Origin of the sequence: Mycobacterium sp. E740 (assembly GCF_001672895.1) — a bacterium.
Classification (GTDB): Bacteria; Actinomycetota; Actinomycetes; order Mycobacteriales; family Mycobacteriaceae; genus Mycobacterium.
The window spans coordinates 1-17,878 of the sequence record NZ_LZKP01000106.1 but is presented as its reverse complement, the minus strand read 5'-3'; the positions used below and the strand labels follow the sequence as shown (position 1 = coordinate 17,878).

18 protein-coding genes and 1 pseudogene are annotated in these 17,878 nt (G+C 68.7%); 8 read left to right on the top strand and 11 right to left on the bottom strand.

Annotation, left to right across the window (positions count from 1 at the left end; translation table 11 throughout):
• Positions 1-659, bottom strand: a 659-nt coding sequence (locus A5663_RS10115; protein WP_156744417.1) for a DUF4192 domain-containing protein, incomplete at its 3' end; no start/stop codon positions are given.
• Between the two features lie 172 nt (positions 660-831).
• On the opposite strand from A5663_RS10115, the gene sthA reads away from it, so the two are divergent.
• The 4 genes from sthA (at position 832) to A5663_RS10095 (ending at position 5,183) form a co-directional block, all read left to right on the top strand.
• Positions 832-2,238, top strand: coding sequence for a Si-specific NAD(P)(+) transhydrogenase (sthA, locus tag A5663_RS10110; RefSeq protein WP_197503360.1), 1,407 nt, complete (start codon positions 832-834; stop codon positions 2,236-2,238).
• Between the two features lie 148 nt (positions 2,239-2,386).
• Positions 2,387-3,385: a proteasome assembly chaperone family protein gene (locus tag A5663_RS10105; RefSeq protein WP_068147585.1), complete on the top strand. Its 999-nt coding sequence runs from the start codon at positions 2,387-2,389 to the stop codon at positions 3,383-3,385.
• 65 nt (positions 3,386-3,450) lie between these two features.
• On the top strand, positions 3,451-4,473 hold the full coding sequence (locus A5663_RS10100; protein ID WP_068147583.1) for an alpha/beta fold hydrolase: 1,023 nt from the start codon (positions 3,451-3,453) through the stop codon (positions 4,471-4,473).
• A gap of 23 nt (positions 4,474-4,496) precedes the next feature.
• The gene (locus A5663_RS10095; RefSeq protein WP_068147580.1) at positions 4,497-5,183 is read left to right on the top strand and encodes a PhzF family phenazine biosynthesis protein; all 687 of its coding nucleotides are present in this window, start codon (positions 4,497-4,499) and stop codon (positions 5,181-5,183) included.
• Positions 5,184-5,201: 18 nt separating this feature from the next.
• Here the strand turns inward: A5663_RS10095 and nrdR are convergent, their stop codons facing one another.
• Positions 5,202-5,672 (bottom strand): transcriptional regulator NrdR, encoded by a 471-nt coding sequence (gene nrdR / locus A5663_RS10090; RefSeq protein WP_068147597.1) that lies wholly within the window; start codon positions 5,670-5,672, stop codon positions 5,202-5,204.
• 156 nt (positions 5,673-5,828) lie between these two features.
• Positions 5,829-6,281: a LysM peptidoglycan-binding domain-containing protein gene (locus A5663_RS10085; protein ID WP_068147577.1), complete on the bottom strand. Its 453-nt coding sequence runs from the start codon at positions 6,279-6,281 to the stop codon at positions 5,829-5,831.
• A 209-nt stretch (positions 6,282-6,490) separates the two neighbouring features.
• Between A5663_RS10085 and lexA the strand changes: the two genes are divergently transcribed.
• Positions 6,491-7,174 (top strand): transcriptional repressor LexA, encoded by a 684-nt coding sequence (lexA, locus tag A5663_RS10080; RefSeq protein ID WP_068147574.1) that lies wholly within the window; start codon positions 6,491-6,493, stop codon positions 7,172-7,174.
• On the opposite strand, the gene A5663_RS10075 is transcribed toward lexA, so the two are convergent.
• On the bottom strand, positions 7,171-9,174 hold the full coding sequence (locus A5663_RS10075) for an LGFP repeat-containing protein (RefSeq protein ID WP_068147571.1): 2,004 nt from the start codon (positions 9,172-9,174) through the stop codon (positions 7,171-7,173). The two genes, lexA and A5663_RS10075, sit on opposite strands and share 4 nt — an antisense overlap.
• A gap of 334 nt (positions 9,175-9,508) precedes the next feature.
• Between A5663_RS10075 and A5663_RS10070 the strand changes: the two genes are divergently transcribed.
• Positions 9,509-9,754: a general stress protein CsbD gene (locus A5663_RS10070; protein WP_068147567.1), complete on the top strand. Its 246-nt coding sequence runs from the start codon at positions 9,509-9,511 to the stop codon at positions 9,752-9,754.
• 79 nt (positions 9,755-9,833) lie between these two features.
• Here the strand turns inward: A5663_RS10070 and hflX are convergent, their stop codons facing one another.
• The 5 genes from hflX to A5663_RS10045 are packed head-to-tail and all read right to left on the bottom strand — an operon-like array spanning position 9,834 to position 14,686.
• Positions 9,834-11,249: a GTPase HflX gene (hflX, locus tag A5663_RS10065; protein WP_156744416.1), complete on the bottom strand. Its 1,416-nt coding sequence runs from the start codon at positions 11,247-11,249 to the stop codon at positions 9,834-9,836.
• 45 nt (positions 11,250-11,294) lie between these two features.
• Positions 11,295-12,167 carry a diaminopimelate epimerase gene (gene dapF / locus A5663_RS10060; RefSeq protein WP_068147595.1) on the bottom strand — a complete coding sequence of 291 codons (873 nt, stop codon included), beginning with the start codon at positions 12,165-12,167 and terminating at the stop codon, positions 11,295-11,297.
• Positions 12,168-12,172: 5 nt separating this feature from the next.
• Positions 12,173-13,093, bottom strand: coding sequence for a tRNA (adenosine(37)-N6)-dimethylallyltransferase MiaA (gene miaA, locus A5663_RS10055; RefSeq protein WP_068147561.1), 921 nt, complete (start codon positions 13,091-13,093; stop codon positions 12,173-12,175).
• A complete protein-coding gene (locus tag A5663_RS10050; RefSeq protein ID WP_068147590.1) occupies positions 13,090-13,776 on the bottom strand; it encodes a hypothetical protein in 687 nt (228 codons plus the stop codon). Before A5663_RS10050 ends, miaA begins: the two co-directional genes overlap by 4 nt.
• A gap of 10 nt (positions 13,777-13,786) precedes the next feature.
• Positions 13,787-14,686 carry a DMT family transporter gene (locus A5663_RS10045; RefSeq protein ID WP_068147558.1) on the bottom strand — a complete coding sequence of 300 codons (900 nt, stop codon included), beginning with the start codon at positions 14,684-14,686 and terminating at the stop codon, positions 13,787-13,789.
• Between the two features lie 159 nt (positions 14,687-14,845).
• Here A5663_RS10045 and A5663_RS10040 point away from each other — a divergent pair, with 159 nt between their 5' ends.
• Together A5663_RS10040 and A5663_RS10035 are read left to right on the top strand one after the other, a co-directional pair.
• Positions 14,846-16,171, top strand: a complete 1,326-nt coding sequence (locus tag A5663_RS10040) for a DUF349 domain-containing protein (protein ID WP_068147554.1) — start codon at positions 14,846-14,848, stop codon at positions 16,169-16,171.
• 208 nt (positions 16,172-16,379) lie between these two features.
• Complete coding sequence (locus A5663_RS10035) at positions 16,380-16,901, top strand: hypothetical protein (RefSeq protein WP_068147551.1); 522 nt, start codon at positions 16,380-16,382, stop codon at positions 16,899-16,901.
• Between the two features lie 4 nt (positions 16,902-16,905).
• Here the strand turns inward: A5663_RS10035 and A5663_RS10030 are convergent, their stop codons facing one another.
• Together A5663_RS10030 and A5663_RS10025 are read right to left on the bottom strand one after the other, a co-directional pair.
• On the bottom strand, positions 16,906-17,493 hold the full coding sequence (locus A5663_RS10030; RefSeq protein WP_369816615.1) for a hypothetical protein: 588 nt from the start codon (positions 17,491-17,493) through the stop codon (positions 16,906-16,908).
• Positions 17,490-17,878 (bottom strand): annotated as a pseudogene (locus A5663_RS10025) (tRNA (N6-isopentenyl adenosine(37)-C2)-methylthiotransferase MiaB); the annotation flags it as partial. The gene A5663_RS10030 and the pseudogene A5663_RS10025, both read right to left, overlap by 4 nt.

Below are 17,878 nucleotides of genomic sequence, written 5' to 3'. Positions count from 1 at the left end.
CAGGTCTCGTCGGGCAGGTCGCTGCCGTCGGCGATGCGGGTGGTCGCGGCGATGGCCGCCTCGATGTCGCGGCGCGCGTCGGCGGGTGACCGACCGGCCTGCGCATCGGCGATGAGCCCGCCCAGGGCCGCCGCGCGGGCGGGATCGGTCACCGCGATGACGTCCTGCAGCTCGGCGCGCCGCGCGTAGAGCCTGCGGCCGTCGAGCACGGCGGCCATCGCGAGAGGCGATGCCGACGGGTCGTCCACGGTGCCCGCTTCGCCGCACCCGTCGGCGCAGTGCCACCGTCCCCCGGCCGCGACGCGGTCGACGACATGCGCGGCAAGCAACTCGATTCCATGCTCGGCCAGCACGGCCGCCAACATCGCGGCGAGTTCGCGATGTTCGTCGTTGCACAGCCGGCAGCCGGCACCCTGCTCGTCGACGATCACGGCGATCGCCGCGTCCGGCCGGGCCGCGGCGGCCACCTGCGCGATCTGGTCGACCGAGTCGGTCACGTCGTCGGAGAGGTCCACGCGCATGACGCATCCCATCGTGCCGCGGTCCACGGTCACGAGCACGAGCGAGTTCTCCGGGACGAAGCCGAGGACGGCGGGCAGGGCCGCGATCAGCACGGCGGGGCGGTTCAGATGGAAATCGGGCGGGGGTGAGGTCGTCATGCCCCGACCTTCCCCGTCGGCTCGGACGGCGAACGCCCGTCGACGGCCGCGGGAGGTGAGGCTGTGGACCAATTCGAGCTTGGGGATGAAATTGAGCTGCGGGTGACGGCAGTCGGCCTGCGGAATCCGCCCGACCGGCGTACACCTTGTTGCTATGGCTGCCTTGGGTTCCATGCTGGAGTACGACCTCGTCGTCCTCGGATCCGGTCCGGGAGGGCAGAAAGCCGCGATCGCGGCGGCCAAGCTCGGCAAGTCGGTCGCGGTCGTCGAGCGCGGCCGGATGCTGGGCGGTGTTTGCGTGAACACCGGGACCATCCCCTCCAAGACGCTGCGAGAGGCGGTCGTCTACCTCACCGGCATGAGCCAGCGCGAGCTGTACGGGACCAGCTACCGCGTCAAGGAGAAGATCACGCCGGCCGACCTGCTGGCGCGTACCGCCCACGTGATCGGCAAGGAGCAGGACGTCGTCCGCTCGCAGTTGATGCGCAACCGCATCGACCTGTTCCAGGGTCACGGCCGGTTCGTCGATGCGCACACCGTGCTCGTCGAGGAACCCACCCGCGGTGAGCGGACCACCGTCAGCGGGGACTACGTGCTGATCGCCACCGGGACGAAACCGGCCCGACCGGCCGGCGTCGAGTTCGACGAGGACCGCGTGCTGGACTCCGACGGCATCCTCGATCTGAAGTCGCTGCCCGCCACGATGGTCGTGGTCGGTGCCGGCGTGATCGGGATCGAGTACGCGTCGATGTTCGCCGCGCTCGGCACCAAGGTCACCGTGGTGGAGAAGCGTGACAACATGCTCGACTTCTGCGACCCCGAGATCGTGGAAGCCCTCAAGTTCCACCTGCGCGACCTCGCGGTGACGTTCCGCTTCGGCGAGGAGGTGACGGCCGTGGACGTCGGCGCGGCCGGCACCGTCACGACGCTGGCCAGCGGCAAGCAGATCCCCGCCGAGACGGTCATGTACTCGGCGGGCAGGCAGGGCTGGACCGAACACCTCGACCTGGCGAATGCGGGCCTGGAGGCCGACTCCCGCGGCCGTGTCACCGTCGACAGCAACTTCCAGACCAAGGTCGACCACATCTACGCCGTCGGCGACGTGATCGGTTTCCCGGCGCTGGCCGCCACGTCGATGGACCAGGGCAGGCTCGCGGCTTATCACGCGTTCGGAGAGCCGGCGAAAGGCATGACCGACCTGCAACCGATCGGGATCTACTCCATTCCGGAGGTGTCCTACGTCGGGGCGACCGAGGTGGAGCTGACCCGCAACGCGGTCCCGTACGAGGTCGGGGTCTCGCGCTACCGCGAGCTGGCCAGGGGCCAGATTGCCGGCGACTCGTACGGCATGCTCAAACTGCTGGTGTCCACCGACGACCTGAAGCTGCTGGGCGTGCACATCTTCGGGACCAGCGCCACCGAGATGGTGCACATCGGTCAGGCCGTGATGGGCTGCGGGGGCACCGTCGAGTACCTCGTCGACGCCGTGTTCAACTACCCGACGTTCTCGGAAGCCTATAAAGTCGCGGCGCTGGACGTGATGAACAAGCTGCGGGCGCTCAACCAGTTCCGCGCCTGATCGGTCGCGCCGGCGAAGGTGGCCGGCAAACATTTCGGCTCGTCCGGGTATCAGATGGCCGCCAGCGGGAACGCTATGTGCGCCAAACTGGTTTCACTGGTACGAAGACATTCACTGTCTTGGCACCACTGCGAGGAGGCGAGGTTCGATGGCTGACAGCCCGGAAAACCGTGGGAACCCCGAACAGCCCTACCAGCCGGAGCAATCCGGCATGTACGAGCTGGAATTCCCGGCGCCCCAGCTGTCCTCGTCGGACGGGCGCGGCCCGGTGCTGATCCATGCCCTCGAAGGGTTCTCCGACGCCGGGCGCGCCATCCGGTTGGCGGCCCAGCACCTCAAGGACACGCTCGACACCGAGTTGGTGGCGTCGTTCGCCATCGACGAGCTGCTGGACTACCGCTCGCGTCGGCCGTTGATGACCTTCAAGACCGACCATTTCACCCACTACGACGATCCCGAGCTCAACCTCTATGCGATGCGGGACAGCGTCGGCACGCCGTTCCTGCTCCTCGCCGGGTTGGAGCCCGATCTGCGCTGGGAGCGGTTCATCACCGCGGTGCGGCTGCTGGCCGAGCGGCTCGACGTGCGGCGGGTCGTCGGCCTGGGCACCATCCCGATGGCCGTGCCGCACACCCGCCCCATCACGATGACAGCACACTCCAACGACAAGGAGCTCATCGCCGACCACCAGCCGTGGGTCGGGGAGGTGCAGGTTCCGGCCAGCGTGTCGAACCTGCTCGAGTTCCGCATGTCGCAGCACGGGCACGAGGTCGTCGGCTTCACCGTGCACGTGCCGCACTACCTCGCCCAGACCGACTATCCCGCGGCGGCGGAGGCGTTGCTGGCCGAGGTCGCCCGCAACGCCTCGCTGACCATCCCGCTCGAAGCGCTGGTCGCGGCCGGCGCCGACGTGTTGACCAAGGTCAATGAGCAGGTCGAGCAGAGCCCCGAGGTCGCGCAGGTGGTGGCCGCCCTCGAGCGCCAGTACGACGCCTTCGTCACAGCGCAGGAGAACCGTTCCCTGCTGGCCAGTGACGAGGAGCTGCCCAGCGGCGAAGAGCTGGGCGCGGAGTTCGAACGTTTCCTGGCTCAGCAGGCCGAGAAGAAGTCGTCGGACCCGTTCCCGGACGGCGACGAGGCCGGATAGCGCGCGTCGTTCGAAACGGGCGTCAATAATTGGCGCGCCTCGGGCTGGCCAGCTAAGTTGGCCCAATGGCCGCGCGAAAGCCGAATCTGCGCCCGGTAAGGGAATTGACGCCCGTACTGCAGTTCCGGACCGTTCACGGCTATCGACGCGCGTACCGGGTGGCAGGCTCCGGCCCCGCGATCCTGCTGATCCACGGCATCGGTGACAACTCCACCACGTGGAGCGCAGTGCAGTCGAAGCTCGCGCAGCGATTCACGGTCATCGCGCCGGACCTACTGGGCCACGGAAGATCGGACAAACCGCGCGCGGACTACTCGGTTGCCGCCTACGCCAACGGGATGCGCGATCTGCTCAGCGTCCTGGACATCGACCGGGTCACGGTGATCGGCCATTCCCTCGGCGGCGGAGTGGCCATGCAGTTCGTCTACCAGTTCCCGCAACTGGTCGACCGGCTCATCCTCGTCGGCGCCGGCGGGGTCACCAAGGACGTCAACATCGCGCTGCGGTTCGCCTCGCTGCCGATGGGCAGTGAGGCGCTGGCGTTGCTGCGGTTGCCGCTCGTGCTGCCCGCCCTGCGGGCGGTGGGCCGCCTCGCCGGCGGGATCTTCGGGTCGACCGGTCTCGGCCGCGACCTGCCCCAGGTGCTTCGCATCCTCAACGACCTACCGGAACCGACCGCGTCGTCGGCGTTCGCCCGCACCCTGCGCGCGGTCGTCGACTGGCGCGGTCAGGTGGTGACGATGCTGGACCGTTGCTATCTCACGCAATCGGTTCCTGTGCAACTGATCTGGGGCAGCGGCGACGCGGTGATCCCCGCCAGCCACGGCGAGATGGCCCACGCGGCGATGCCGGGCTCGCAACTGGAGATCTTCGACGGCTCCGGACACTTCCCGTTCCACGACGACCCCGACCGTTTCGTCGAGGTGGTTCAGAAGTTCATCGACAGCACCGAGCCGGCGATCTACGACCAGGAGTACCTGCGGGGACTGTTGCGGGCGGGCGCCGGCCAGGACATGATCTCCGGGCCGGTCGACACCCGGGTCGCGGTGCTCGACGCCATGGGCGCTGACGAGCGCAGCGCCACCTGAGCGACAAGAAGTAGCATCGGCCCATGGCCATCGACGTCACGGTGCTGCGCGTGTTCACCGATCCCGACGGCAACCATGGAAACCCGCTCGGGGTCGTCGACGCCCGCACCGTCGACCCGCAGGACCGCCAGCGGATAGCCACCGAATTGGGTTACAGCGAAACGGTATTCGTCGATCTGCCGGAATCCGGGACGAGCACGGCGCACGCCCGCATCCATACGCCGGCCGTCGAGCTGCCGTTCGCGGGGCACCCCACTGTCGGTGCGGCCTGGTGGCTCCGCGACAAAGGCACACCCGTTCACACGCTGCGGGTGCACGCCGGGCTGGTGCAGGTCGGCTACACCGACGACCTCACGTCGGTGCGAGCGCGATCGGAATGGGCACCGGAATTCGCGATCCACGACATCGCCTCGGTCGACGAGCTGCTCGCGCTCGACCCGTCCGACTACCCCGACGACATCAACCACTATGTGTGGGCGTGGGTCGACCGCGAGCAGGGCGTGCTGCGGTCGCGCATGTTCGCCTCGGACTTGGGCGTGCCCGAAGACGAGGCCACCGGATCCGCCGCTGCGCGCATCACCGACTATCTGAGCCGCGACCTGACGATCGTGCAAGGCAAGGGTTCTCATATCCAGACGGAGTGGAGCCCCGAGGGCTGGGTGCGCATATCGGGTCGCGTCGTCGACGACGGCGTCAAGCAGATCGACTGAGCCGTCCGCTGCGCGCGGTCAGCCGGCTGTCGGCTGCGGGGAGTTCTGGTGCGCCCGCAAGGCCTCGATCTCACGCTCGAAGTCCTCGGCGGAGGTGAACCCGCGGTACACCGAGGCGAAGCGGAGGTAGGCGACTTCGTCGAGGTCGCGCAGCGGCCCGAGGATCGCCAATCCCACCTCGTTACTGGGCACCTCGGGGGAACCGCCCGCGCGGACGGTGTCCTCGACCTGCTGGGCCAGCAGGTTCAACGCATCGTCATCGACCTGCCTGCCCTGGCAGGCTCGACGCACACCCTTGATGACCTTCTCACGGCTGAACGGCTCGGTGACCCCACTGCGTTTGACGACGGCCAGCACCGCGGTTTCGACTGTGGTGAACCGTCTTCCGCATTCCGGACACGAACGCCGGCGCCGGATCGCCTGCCCTTCGTCGGTCTCGCGGGAGTCGACCACTCGCGAGTCGGGGTGACGACAGAACGGACAGTGCATCACCGCTCCTTCGCCGTGCCGACAACGGACCAACTCGAACCTCTCCGAGCGTACCTGCGGCGCACTGCGCAGGCCCATCACCGGATTGATCGGCACGTACTCCGGCGTCCTGTCGGTGAGCATGATGCAGCAGGGCGTTCTGCGCGCCGGGGAGCGTCAACCGACTGGAGCGATGAGGGTCTGGCCGGCGTCGAGGGCAGCGGAGTCGAGCCGGTTGAGCTCGCGAATCCGCTCCACCACCTGGCCCACCGGCGCGTCGGGTGCCACGCGGTGAGCGACCTGATGCAGGCTTTCGCCGGTCTGCACCTGGACCACCGCGAGCCGGTCCGGAACCGCCGTCGGACCAGTGCCGAGCACACCGCCGAACTGCGCCACCAGACCGAGCCACACCGTGATCCCGGCGGCCACCAGGGCGAGGAGCACGGTGGCGCCCGGGGTGATCGGACGACGGCGATGCGAGGCCCGGGACATCAGCACGCCGGTGCCGCGATAGCGCACCGGCGCGCCGCTCGGCCGCGTGCAACCGGGCCGCCGACGGCCGTGAACAGCCCTCACAGCGGGCCTGACCACAGCCGAAGCCTGCACCTGCCGGGTATCGAGAATCGTCATCCTGGTTTCCTTCCGGTCCGCCGCATTCGCTCTTGTGTTCGAACATACTCGATCACATGTTCGATGGATAGAACATGTGATCGAACTGTTGCCGAGGATAAAACGACCCACCGACAAGAATCCGAGGCGCAGTCGAACAGCGACACGACCTGGGACACGCCTCGAACACATGTTTGATTAATCGGGTGCGGCGGGCTACATTCGCCGTCATGGACTCCAGCAGCGACACTCCGGGCGGACGGGCACTCGATTCGGGGCTCACCGAACGTCAGCGCACAATCCTCGACGTGATCCGTTCATCGGTCACGACGCGCGGCTATCCCCCGAGCATCAGGGAGATCGGCGACGCGGTCGGCCTGACCTCCACCTCGTCGGTTGCACATCAGCTGCGCACTCTGGAACGCAAGGGGTACCTGCGGCGAGATCCCAACCGCCCGCGCGCCGTCGATGTGCGCGGCGCCGACGACGCGGCGGGTCCGATCGTCGCCACCGACGTGGCCGGATCCGATGCGCTCCCGGAGCCCACGTTCGTGCCGGTACTCGGGCGGATCGCGGCCGGCGGACCGATCCTCGCCGAGGAGGCCGTCGAGGACGTCTTCCCGCTGCCGCGGGAACTGGTCGGCGAGGGATCGCTGTTCCTGCTCAAAGTGGTCGGCGACTCGATGGTCGACGCCGCGATCTGTGACGGCGACTGGGTCGTCGTCCGTCAGCAGAACGTCGCGGACAACGGAGACATCGTGGCGGCGATGATCGACGGCGAAGCCACGGTGAAGACGTTCAAACGCACGAAGGGCCAGATCTGGCTGATGCCGCACAACCCGGCCTTCGACCCGATTCCGGGTAACGACGCCGCGGTCCTCGGCAAGGTCGTCACCGTCATCCGGAAGATCTAGTCGGCGCGGACGAACCCGTTCGTCCGCGCGAATTCCTCGCTGGAGAACCAGATCTCGGCCTGCACCTCGTCGTAGTCGGCGGATCCGGGCACCCAGTACCGACCCGACTGGGTGTCGGCCTTGATCGGATATCCCTGCGGCGCCTCGTCGGAATCGCCGAACGGCAGGCGGAACGCAGGGCTCGACACCTCCGGTTCGTCTACGACGATCTTGGCGTGGCGACCTGTGTCGGTCACTGAATCCTCTTGCGCCGGTTCGGGTTCCGGCTCGAATGCCTCGTCGGGTACATCGAGTTCCGAGACGGCGTCGTCATCGGCGGCTTCGCGCTCGACGACGCCCGCCGGAATGCGGGTCGGCGCGGTATCGACGTCATCGGGATCCTCTTCGGGCTCATCGAGATCGCCGTACCCGCCGGTTTCCTCGCCGGCCAGTGGCGCCTCCCACGGGCTCGACGTGGAGGCGGCCGCCGATTCCTCCGGCGGTGCAAGAGCACCCAAACCTTCACTGGCGTACCGATCACCGAACATTGCCGCCGAGTAGTCGCTCGATCCCTGCTCCCCGCCTGTGTCGTAAGCAGATTGCTCAGCCTCACCGCCATAGCCGTCGTCGTAGGTGTCGTCGTCGAAACCGCGGCGATCGTCATCACGGCCGCGGCGGTTTCGCACGGCTGCGAACACGACGAGACCGATGAGCAGGAGCACTGGCACGACCGCGAGCAGCCACCACCAACTGCCGCCCAACCAGCCCTTGTCCCGCGATCCCGAGGCCCGCGGCGCGCCAGGAGGCTCGGTCCTCTGCTGGGAGGGTACCTCGAGCCCGGCAAGCTCGCTCGCCAAGTTGGCCGGCTCCGTGGTGAACTCGCCGGTCGACCGGTGAAACGAGACCACTCCGCCGGTGAACCGCTGGGTGAGGACGTCACCGTTCTCGGTCTGGTCGGCGACCGGAGCGCCGAGCTTGCCTTCGGCGCCGTCGAGTTTGTCCCAGGCGGCGCTCATCGCACCGCGCATCACGACCGCGCCGTGGTCCGGCGTCCAGAAGATCACCGGCTTGTCGTCAGCGGCGAACCTCGCCATGCGACTCGGCGTCGGCAACCCGCCGTCGGCCTCGCTGGAAACCGGGAAACCTAGATCCCCCTGCGGGCCGCCCAGGCTTTCGTACTTGGCGAGCACCTGGCCCGTGACGACCCTCGCACCGGTCGCCGGACTGTAGAAGATCTTTCCGCCGGCGAAGTTCTGGCCGAGCCCGTCGTCGCCGATCTGATATGGCGCTCCCTGCGCTGCGCCCAGCGGTCCCAATGGGCCGCCTGCCGCCCGCCTTGCGGCGTTGATCGCAGCAGTCGGATCGTTCGGCACCTGGACATCTGTCAACTGCCCGGCGAGATCGGGTGGCACGGTGGTGAACTTCTTGTCGCGGGTGTTGTAGGTCAGTTCCCCGCCAGTGAACTTCTGGGTGACGAGGTCACCGCGGTAGGTCTCGTCGTCAGCGGGCACGCCGAGCGGTCCCGTCGAGCCGCCCAGCTTGTCCCAGGCTGCGTTGATCGGCCCGCGCACCACCCGCGCGCCGGTTTCCGCCGTCCAGAAGATCACCGGCCGATCGCCGGCGCTGAGCGTGGTGTTGAAGCTGCCCGCGGCCCGGCCGGGACTGTCGTCGATGGTCGGGAAACCGAGGTCGCTGTCCGCCGGGCCGCCGAGCGACTCATACTTCTCCAGAATCGCGCCGCGCATGAAGTGAGCGCCGGTGTCTGCGGTGAAGAACATCTTGCCGCCGGAGAAGTTCTGCGCGAATCCCGCGCCGGCCGAATACACGTCACTCTGCTTGGGCCCCAGCGGGCCGCCGTCGCCGCCGCTGGCCTCCCATGCCGCGGTGATCGCCGCGTTGGCGGCGTCGGACTCGGGTGTGGCATTGGCCACCGGCGATGCGAGCAGGGCTACGACGGCTGCGAGCAGACCGATCGCGATCCGGCTCCACGCCTTGGTGCCCCGGCTGTTCTGCCCGGTCATTCGTCCTCCCTGGTCGGCACGAATCGCTCGAGGATTCGCGCCCGTCAAACCGTGTGTCAGCAGACGTCAATAACCAACGAACACGCCGATCTGGGAAGAAAATACCTGCCAATCCCCCATTCGCTGTGGATAACCCCGCCGTGCCGCACTTATTTGTCGAAACCAGTCCTGCGAATTGTCATTGTTTGTGCCGTATTGAGGCACTCGCGGGAGGCGTGCCGGCAGGCCGCAAACCGCTGTGAGGTAGCACACCTCACGCGTAGTACGGATTAGCGAACCGGCACCACGGGTATTGAGAGGTTCAAGATCCAATCACGGCAACGAAAGGAAGCCAGTGTCTGACGACAAGCACAACAGTGGGCCGGAAGAGGCCATCAAGGGCGCCGTCGAAGGCGTGAAGGGCAAGGCCAAAGAGGTCCTCGGCGCCGTCGCCGGGCGCGACGACCTCTACCGCGAGGGTCAGGCTCAGCAGGACAAGGCCGACGCGCAGCGGAACGCCGCCAAGAAGGAGGCCGAGGCCGAAGGTGCCCGCGCCGCGGCCAAGACCGCCGAGAAGCGGCAAGAGGCAGAGCAGGACTAGCGCGAAAAGCTAAGCAAGAGGCGCGGAGGGGTGAAACCCTCTGCGCCTCTTCGTTCTGTCAGACCATCCCGCGCGCGGGTCAGAACGTCGCGTAGTCGCGCAGGCCGGCGGCCAGCGAAACCGGTACTCGCGCTTTGATTCTGGTGCCCTCCGCGGTGTGCTCGATGGCGTCGACCCGGCCGTCCGCGTGTAGTCGGTTGACGAGATCGCCGCGCTCATAGGGAATCGTCACGTCGACGGTCGTATCCGTCGGCTTGATCGACTCGGCCATTCGCTGCTGCAGCCGGTCGAGGCCGTCGCCGGTGTGCGCGGAGACGAACACCGCATCGGGCAGGGCACGGCGCAACTGCGCGAGGGTCAGCCCGTCCGCGGCGTCGATCTTGTTGACCACCAACAGTTCTGGTGCTCGGGATCCGTCGTGCTCGGCAACGACCTCGTTGACGACTTCGCGCACCGCGTTGATCTGCGCCAGCGGGTTGGCGTCGGACCCGTCGACGACATGGACCAGCAGGTCGGCGTCGACGACCTCCTCCAGTGTGGAGCGAAACGCCTCCACCAGTTGGGTGGGCAGATGGCGGACGAACCCGACCGTGTCGGTCAGCACGAACGGTCGCCCGTCGGCGAATTCGCCTCGCCGCGTTGTCGGTTCGAGGGTGGCGAACAACGCGTTCTCCACCAGGACGCCGGCTCCGGTGAGCGCGTTGAGCAGGCTTGACTTTCCCGCGTTGGTGTAGCCGACGATGGCGATCGACGGCACCTCGCTGCGGCGTCTTCCGCTGCGCTGCGTGTCGCGGATCTTCTTCATGTCCTTGATGTCGCGACGCAGTTTAGCCATCCGCTCGCGGATCCGGCGACGGTCGGTCTCGATCTTGGTCTCACCCGGCCCGCGCGTGCCCACACCGCCGCCGGCACCGCCGGCGCGTCCGCCGGCCTGCCGGGACATCGACTCGCCCCAGCCGCGCAGCCGCGGCAGCATGTACTCCATCTGCGCCAGCGTCACCTGCGCTTTGCCTTCTCGGCTGGTCGCGTGCTGGGCGAAGATGTCGAGGATCAGCGCGGTGCGGTCGATGACCTTGACCTTGACCGCCTTCTCCAGCGCCGTGAGCTGGGCGGGGCTGAGCTCACCGTCGCAGATCACGGTGTCGGCGCCGGTCGCGAGCACGATCTCGCGCAGTTCGGCCGCTTTGCCCGAGCCGATGTAGGTCGAAGCGTCCGGTTTGTCCCGTCGCTGGATGAGCCCTTCGAGGACCTCCGAGCCGGCGGTTTCGGCGAGCGCTGCGAGTTCGGCCAGGCTTTCCTCGGCGTCGGCCGAGCTGCCTTCGGTCCAAACCCCCACGAGCACAACGCGTTCCAGCCGCAGCTGGCGGTATTCGACTTCGGAGACGTCGGTGAGCTCGGTCGACAGACCGGCCACCCGGCGCAGCGCCGTGCGGTCTTCGAGGGCCAGCTCACCGGCGCTCGGGGTGCTGTGCATCGGGGAATCGGGATACGTCATGGGCGAATTAAGATTCGCACGGAGATCACTATTCATGCACCCCAATTAACGTTGCGCAACGCTCCACCATTCCTCGGACAGTTCACCGTGGGCCACCAGAACCGACGGACCGCGCAAATAGCTGCTGGCTTCGGTGACGGTGACCGAGACCTCGCCGCCCGGAATACGCACATCCAGGCTTCCGCTGCCGGCGCCCGAAAAGGCCAGCGCCGCGACCGCCGCGGCGACGGTGCCCGTTCCGCATGAGCGCGTCTCGCCGACGCCGCGTTCGTGTACCCGCATCGAGACCGCTCCGTCGGCGGGAGCAGTCACCACTTCGACGTTCACGCCCTCGGGGAACTGAGCCGAGTCGAAGGACACCGGCGCTCCGACATCGAGCGCGTACAGCTCTTCGAGCGTCAGATCCGGGTCCACGCAAGCCAGATGCGGGTTACCGACATCGACCGCCAGACCACTGAACCGTCGTCCGCCGACGATCGCCGCGCCGGCGCCCAGTTGGTTCGCCTTGCCCATCTCGACGGTGACGTCTGCCGTCGTCGCGTCCCAGTCGTGCAGCACGACCGGCCGCGGGCCGGCCAGGGAGCCGACCACGAACTCGTCGGCGGCCTGCAGCCCGCTGACCCGCAGATAGTGCGCGAAGACACGCACCCCGTTGCCGCACATCTGCGCGATCGACCCGTCGGCGTTGCGGTAGTCCATGTACCAGTCCTCGCCCGCGACGCCCTCGGGTAACTGCTCGAACACGCCGGCAGTCAGCGCCGCTTGCGCGGTGGTGACCCGCAGTACGCCGTCGGCGCCCAGTCCGCGGCGCCGGTCGCACAGCGCGGCCACCGCGGGCGGGGTCAACGTCAGTTCGCAACCGACGTCGGCAAGCAGCACGAAGTCGTTCTGCGTGCCGTGTCCTTTCGCGAACCTCACGTCTCTCAGGATACGGTCCGCCACGCCCGCAGCGTGTCGTCGACGAGGTCGGCTGAGGCGCCGTCCAGCCAGGTGATGCGGTGGTCACGGCGGAACCACGACCGCTGCCGTCGCACGTAGCGCCGGGTGCCGACGAACGTCGGCTCCTGTGCGGCGGCACCGTCGCCGCCGGCGTCGAGATCGGCGAGCACCTGTGCGTAACCCAGCGCCCGTGCAGCGGTGACCCCGTCTCGCAGGCCGCGATCCAGCAGCGTACGGACTTCGGCGACGAGGCCGTCGGCGAACATCTTGTCCGTCCGCTGAACCAGTCTTTCGTCGAGAAGCGCTGTCTGCCAATCCAGTCCGACGATCACGGTGTCCCAGCGTGGCGCACCGATCGCAGGAAACGACGCCGCGAACGGCCGGCCGGTCAGCTCGACGACCTCGAGCGCGCGAACGATGCGCCGGCCGTCGGTGGGCAGGATTACGGCGGCGGCCACGGCGTCCACCCGTGCCAGCTCCGCGTGCAGGGCGGCCACCCCCACCTCGGCGAGCCGCTGCTCCCACCGGGCGCGCACCGCCGGGTCGGTGGCCGGGAACGTCCAGTCGTCGAGCAGCGCCTGGACGTACATCATCGAGCCGCCGACCACCACGGGGACGGCACCGCGACCGGCGATCGCCTCCACGTCCGCGGCGGCCGCCTGCTGATAGCGGGCCACGCTCGCGGTCTCGGTCACGTCGAGTACGTCGAGCTGGTGGTGTGGGACCCCGCGCCGCTCGTCGACCGTCAGCTTCGCTGTGCCGATGTCCATGCCGCGGTACATCTGCATCGCGTCGGCGTTGACGATCTCCACCGCGGTTGTCGAGCCGATCCGCTCGGCCAGGGCGAGTGCCAGCGCCGATTTCCCGGTCCCGGTCGGCCCGACGATCGCGATCGGGCGCGTCATGAGTCCCAGACGCCGGCGTAATAGCCGACGCCGTAGGGGGCACCGCGGTAGAGCTCCTTGACCGATCGCGGACCGGATTCGGCCAGGCCGGCGAGCACCTGATAGGCCACCCGCCCGACGATCGCTTCGGGCAGCCGGCTCAGCGCGGCGGCGTCGCCCGAGGCCAGCGCCTCGTTCAACGCCTCCTGCATGACGAGCGAATCGGGGTCGTATCCGCCCGGCGCCGGCGGTGTCAGCGTGTTGGCGCCGTCCGCGACGACCAGCACGCCGATCGGATCGGCCACTTCGTCGATCTCGGCGCGCAACCGCTTGCCGGCGGCCACTGCGGCGTCGGCGTCGTGATCCTCGGCGTACACCCGCACCTCGGCACGGACGTCGGCACGCGCCACGCAACGCACCCAGCCGGTGATCAACGCGCACAGCGGCAGCGGCACCGGATCGGCGCCGGCATCCGTGGAAAGCGACACCCGCACGTCGGCGCCGTAGCCGGCGAAGGTGCCCGCGCGTTCGGGACCGACGACCGCGTCGGTGCGCCCCACCCCCACGGCGATCCAGCGCGGCGGCAGCCCGGCCACGGCCGAGAACACCGCTTCGCGCAGATCGGCCAACTCAGCAGCGGCGGTCCCGGCGAGTTCGGGAACCATGACCGGTGCCGACGGCAGGATCGCGATCGCGCTGAGCACGTCGTCCACGCTAATGCGGAGCGGCGACCCGGTCGGCGCTGACCGCCTCGCCCCGCGCCAGTGCGGCCGTCGACACCACCATCACGACGACGGCTGCCACCAGGGCGAGCCAGCCTGCCTCCCCCGGCCGCAGCGTTTCACCCAGCACGACGATGCCGAGCACCGACGCCACCACCGGCTCGGCGACCGTCATCGTGGGCAGTGATGCCGTCAGCGACCCGGCTCGGAACGACGCCTGCTGCCATGCGGTACCCGCGACGGCGACGACCGCCCACGCATACAGCTCGGGGGCGCGCAGCAGCGCCTGGGGCCCTTCGCCGAGGCGGTCGACGACACCCTTGGTCAGCACTGCGAAGAGCCCCCACAGCGCACCGGAAACGAGTGCAAGCAGCACCGCGCTCACCGAGCCGTTCCGAGTGCTCTTCCATACGTTGGCTCCGACCACGCAGAGCACGAGCGCCGGCCCGAGCACCACGGCGACCGCCGTCCAGGTCTCCCACGAGGCGCGGGAGTGGCCCGCGGTCGGGTTGCCGACGGTGACGATCACCGCCACCGACGCGGCCAGCAGCGCAGCCCACGTCCACTCCCACCGCGTGACCCGCCGATGTGCCAGCCGAGCATGGATGGGCAGCGCGAACAACAGCGAGGTGACCAGCAGCGCCTGTACGAGCAGAACCGACCCGAGCCCGAGGGCCGCGGCCTGCAACGCGAACCCGCCGGCGGCGACGAAACTGCCCAGCCACCATCGCCGGTCACGCAGCAGCCGCGTGAACAAAGCCAGATGACTGACCGGTTCGTCGGTCACCTCGTGCGCCTGCCGCTGGTGGATGACGTCGCCGACGGCGATGAACAGCGCGGCACCGAGCGCGAACAGGACAGCGAGATCCGCCTGCCCGTTCAGCTGTGCCATCGCAGTCCTCTCGTCGCAGTCGCCACGAGCCTAGGCAGTCCTCGCGAAAGCCGTGCGCACGCGTGGCGGCGACCTGTTTGAATAGCGTTCGACAGCGATCAGGCGCCGCGGTGCGCGGCACGTGCGCGACAGCCCGCGCGGAGGCACGAGGATTTCGACATGACGACCAGCGAGCCAGGAGGCCAGGCCTCCTTGCCCAAACCCGCTCCCCGGCCAGGACCGCCGCGTCCCGTGCCCCGACGCGGGCGGCCCGCTCCGGTGGTCGCCGCGCCGGCGTCCAGCGATCCCCACCGCTTCGGCCGGGTCGATCCCGACGGCACGGTGTGGCTGGTCACCGGCTCGGGTGAACGGATCATCGGCTCCTGGCAGGCCGGCGACACCGAGGCGGCGTACGCCCATTTCGGCAGGCGCTTCGATGACCTGCAGACCGAAGTCGCGCTGATGGAGAGCCGGCTGGGGTCCGGATTCGGGGATGCCCGCAAGATCAAGTCCGCGGCCCAGGCGCTGGCCGAGACGCTGCCGACGGCCCACGTGCTGGGCGACGTCGACGCCCTCGCCGCGCGCCTGACCGCGATCGTCACCCACGCCGACGAGACCGCCCAGGCCGACAGGGCGCGCCGTGAGGAGCATCGCACCGCCCAGACCGCGCGCAAGGAGGCACTGGCCGCCGAGGCCGAGGACCTCGCCGCCAACGCCACTCAGTGGAAGGCAGCCGGCGACCGGCTGCGCGAGATCCTCGACGAATGGCGCACGATCAGCGGCTTGGACCGCAAGACGGACGACGCGCTGTGGAAGCGTTATTCGGCGGCGCGTGAGCAGTTCAACCGTAGGCGCGGTTCGCATTTCGCCGAACTCGACCGCGAGCGGGCCGGCGCCCGGCAGGCCAAGGAGGCGTTGTGTGTGCGCGCCGAGGCGTTGGCCGATTCGACCGACTGGGGGCCGACAAGCGCGACCTTCCGCGACCTGCTGGCCGAGTGGAAGGCCGCGGGTCGCGCCGCCAAGGACGTCGACGACGCGTTGTGGCAGCGGTTCAAGGCGGCGCAGGACAAGTTCTTCACCGCCCGCAACGCGGTGACCGCCGAGCGCGACGCCGAGTTCCGGGCAAACGCCGCGGCCAAGGAGGCGTTGCTGGCCGAGGCGGAGAAGATCGACACCTCCGATCTCGACGCGGCACGGGCCGCTCTGCGCGTGATCGGCGACAAGTGGGACGCGATCGGCAAGGTGCCCCGCGAGCGCGGTGCCGACTTGGAGCGGCGGCTCCGCGCCATCGAGAAGAAGGTCCGCGAGACGCCGACGTCTGGCGTCGATCCGGAAGCACAGGCGCGTGCCGACCAATTCCGTTCCCGCGCAGAGCAATTCGAACGCCAGGCCGAGAAGGCCGCCGCGGCCGGGCGAGAGAAGGACGCCGCGGAGGCGCGCGCCAGCGCCGAGCAGTGGCGGCAGTGGGCCGACGCGGCGGCCGATGCCCTGAGCAAGGGCCGCTGAGCGCTCGACAGCCGGTCGACGTCTCGAACGCCAGTCTATCGACGCGCGCGAACCACAACCTGATAGCAACCTGAAAAGACCTTGTGAACCGACGCGCGACTTCTCAGCTCGGATCGGCATATGCGATCGGCCTTCGGGGAACCCGACAGAGCATGAAGCTCAGAGCGAAACCCTCGATGATGCAACAGATTCCAGATAGGCGGCCGACATGAGAACACCCACCCTTTCGCGGCGCAGCGCTGCGGCGGCCGGTCTGCTGACGAGCGTGCTGGTCGCCGGCTGCGGCGGCGATCCCGACATCAGCTCGTCGAACCGGGGTGCGGGAACACAGACCGAGGAGACGTCGGTCGAGAACGCCTTCATCGTGCCGCGTTTCGTTCCGGGGTCGTGTGCCATCCAGGTCGGCGATGCGGCGGCGCTCAAGTTCACGGTGACCAACAACCGGTCTGCCGAACCGGAACGATTGCTCGGCATCGACTCCCCCGCAGCGACATCGATTCGCCCGGCTCCCGAAGCGACGCTCCGGATTCCGCCGCGCACGTCGATCGCCGCCGGCCAACCGGTTGAGAACGTCGGCGACGGCGTGCCCGACCGACCCTTCACGGTCAGCATCGAGGGCCTGCGGGAATCCGCGAAGCCCGGCACTTCGGTGGACATGACATTCCACTTCGAAAAGCAGGGCGACGTCGAGATGAAAGTTCCCGTCGAAGCCTGTCCCACCCAGAAGTAGGCGGTCAGCTCTCCGGTGGCCCGTCGGGCCTGTCGAGATCGTCGAGCAGCCCCTTCTTCTGCTGCTCGGCGGCGGCCCTGCGGCGTTCCTCCTCGGCGGCCAACTGCAGGGCGGTGCGCGACCACACCGCGCGGGCCCAGTGAAAGGCGACCACCGCCACCGCGATCCACGCGATGATGAGCCCGATTCCCGGGCCCGGGTAGTGGTCGGCGGCAGTCTGCCGGGACCACACCGCGAGCAGGCCGATCAGCGTCGCGACCGTCGACCCCGCCAACGCGACCCACGCCAGCGCCCAGCGCCGGGTGAGCAGCGCCAGCATCGAGAAGCCGACACCGAATACCAGCACCAGCCACACGAACACGCGCGACGGCAGCGAGATGCCCTCGCGGATCGCCGTGTCGCTGCCGATGAGAACGTCCAGCCCGCGGGCAGCTCCGGTGTGGGGCAGGACGAACGAGACCAGCAGCAGGAACACGCCGATGGCGATCACCATCGCTCGCGCGCCGGGGTCGATCTCACCCGCGACCCGGCGTTCTGCGGCCTCGATGTCGCCCTTGAAATCCTCGAAGCCGTTGTGGCGGTCAGACGTCATCGCGGGCATCCCTCCGACGCCGCAGCCTGTGCCGGGGCACCGATGCCCGGCATGCCGAGACCTACGCCGGTGCGCGGCCGTCGGCCGGCGGCATGGGCTTCACCGGCGGGGGTGCGCCGATGACTGTGCACGGCCGAATCCGCGATCAGATGGTGCGGGGCGGCGTCGGTCACCGTGGTGGTCACGATGTCGCCGGGGCGGATGTCCAGCCGCTGCGGGTCGAAATGCACGAGCCGACCGTCTCGGGCACGGCCGGACAACCTGGCCGTCGCGGCGTCCTTGCGTCCTTCACCGGTGGCCACCAGGACTTCGACCCTGCGGCCGATCTGTGCGCGGTTCTCCTCCAGAGAGATCCGTTCCTGAAGCTCGATCAACCGTTGATAAC

What these genes read in the sequence shown, in the direction of transcription:
- sthA (WP_197503360.1), top strand. Translation starts at nt 832, where the DNA reads ATGCTGGAGTACGACCTCGTCGTCCTCGGATCCGGTCCGGGAGGGCAG.
- A5663_RS10105 (WP_068147585.1), top strand. Translation starts at nt 2,387, where the DNA reads ATGGCTGACAGCCCGGAAAACCGTGGGAACCCCGAACAGCCCTACCAG.
- A5663_RS10100 (WP_068147583.1), top strand. Translation starts at nt 3,451, where the DNA reads ATGGCCGCGCGAAAGCCGAATCTGCGCCCGGTAAGGGAATTGACGCCC.
- A5663_RS10095 (WP_068147580.1), top strand. Translation starts at nt 4,497, where the DNA reads ATGGCCATCGACGTCACGGTGCTGCGCGTGTTCACCGATCCCGACGGC.
- nrdR (WP_068147597.1), bottom strand. Translation starts at nt 5,672, where the DNA reads ATGCACTGTCCGTTCTGTCGTCACCCCGACTCGCGAGTGGTCGACTCC.
- A5663_RS10085 (WP_068147577.1), bottom strand. Translation starts at nt 6,281, where the DNA reads ATGACGATTCTCGATACCCGGCAGGTGCAGGCTTCGGCTGTGGTCAGG.
- lexA (WP_068147574.1), top strand. Translation starts at nt 6,491, where the DNA reads ATGGACTCCAGCAGCGACACTCCGGGCGGACGGGCACTCGATTCGGGG.
- A5663_RS10075 (WP_068147571.1), bottom strand. Translation starts at nt 9,174, where the DNA reads ATGACCGGGCAGAACAGCCGGGGCACCAAGGCGTGGAGCCGGATCGCG.
- hflX (WP_156744416.1), bottom strand. Translation starts at nt 11,249, where the DNA reads ATGACGTATCCCGATTCCCCGATGCACAGCACCCCGAGCGCCGGTGAG.
- miaA (WP_068147561.1), bottom strand. Translation starts at nt 13,093, where the DNA reads ATGACGCGCCCGATCGCGATCGTCGGGCCGACCGGGACCGGGAAATCG.
- A5663_RS10045 (WP_068147558.1), bottom strand. Translation starts at nt 14,686, where the DNA reads ATGGCACAGCTGAACGGGCAGGCGGATCTCGCTGTCCTGTTCGCGCTC.
- A5663_RS10040 (WP_068147554.1), top strand. Translation starts at nt 14,846, where the DNA reads ATGACGACCAGCGAGCCAGGAGGCCAGGCCTCCTTGCCCAAACCCGCT.
- A5663_RS10035 (WP_068147551.1), top strand. Translation starts at nt 16,380, where the DNA reads ATGAGAACACCCACCCTTTCGCGGCGCAGCGCTGCGGCGGCCGGTCTG.
- A5663_RS10030 (WP_369816615.1), bottom strand. Translation starts at nt 17,493, where the DNA reads ATGACGTCTGACCGCCACAACGGCTTCGAGGATTTCAAGGGCGACATC.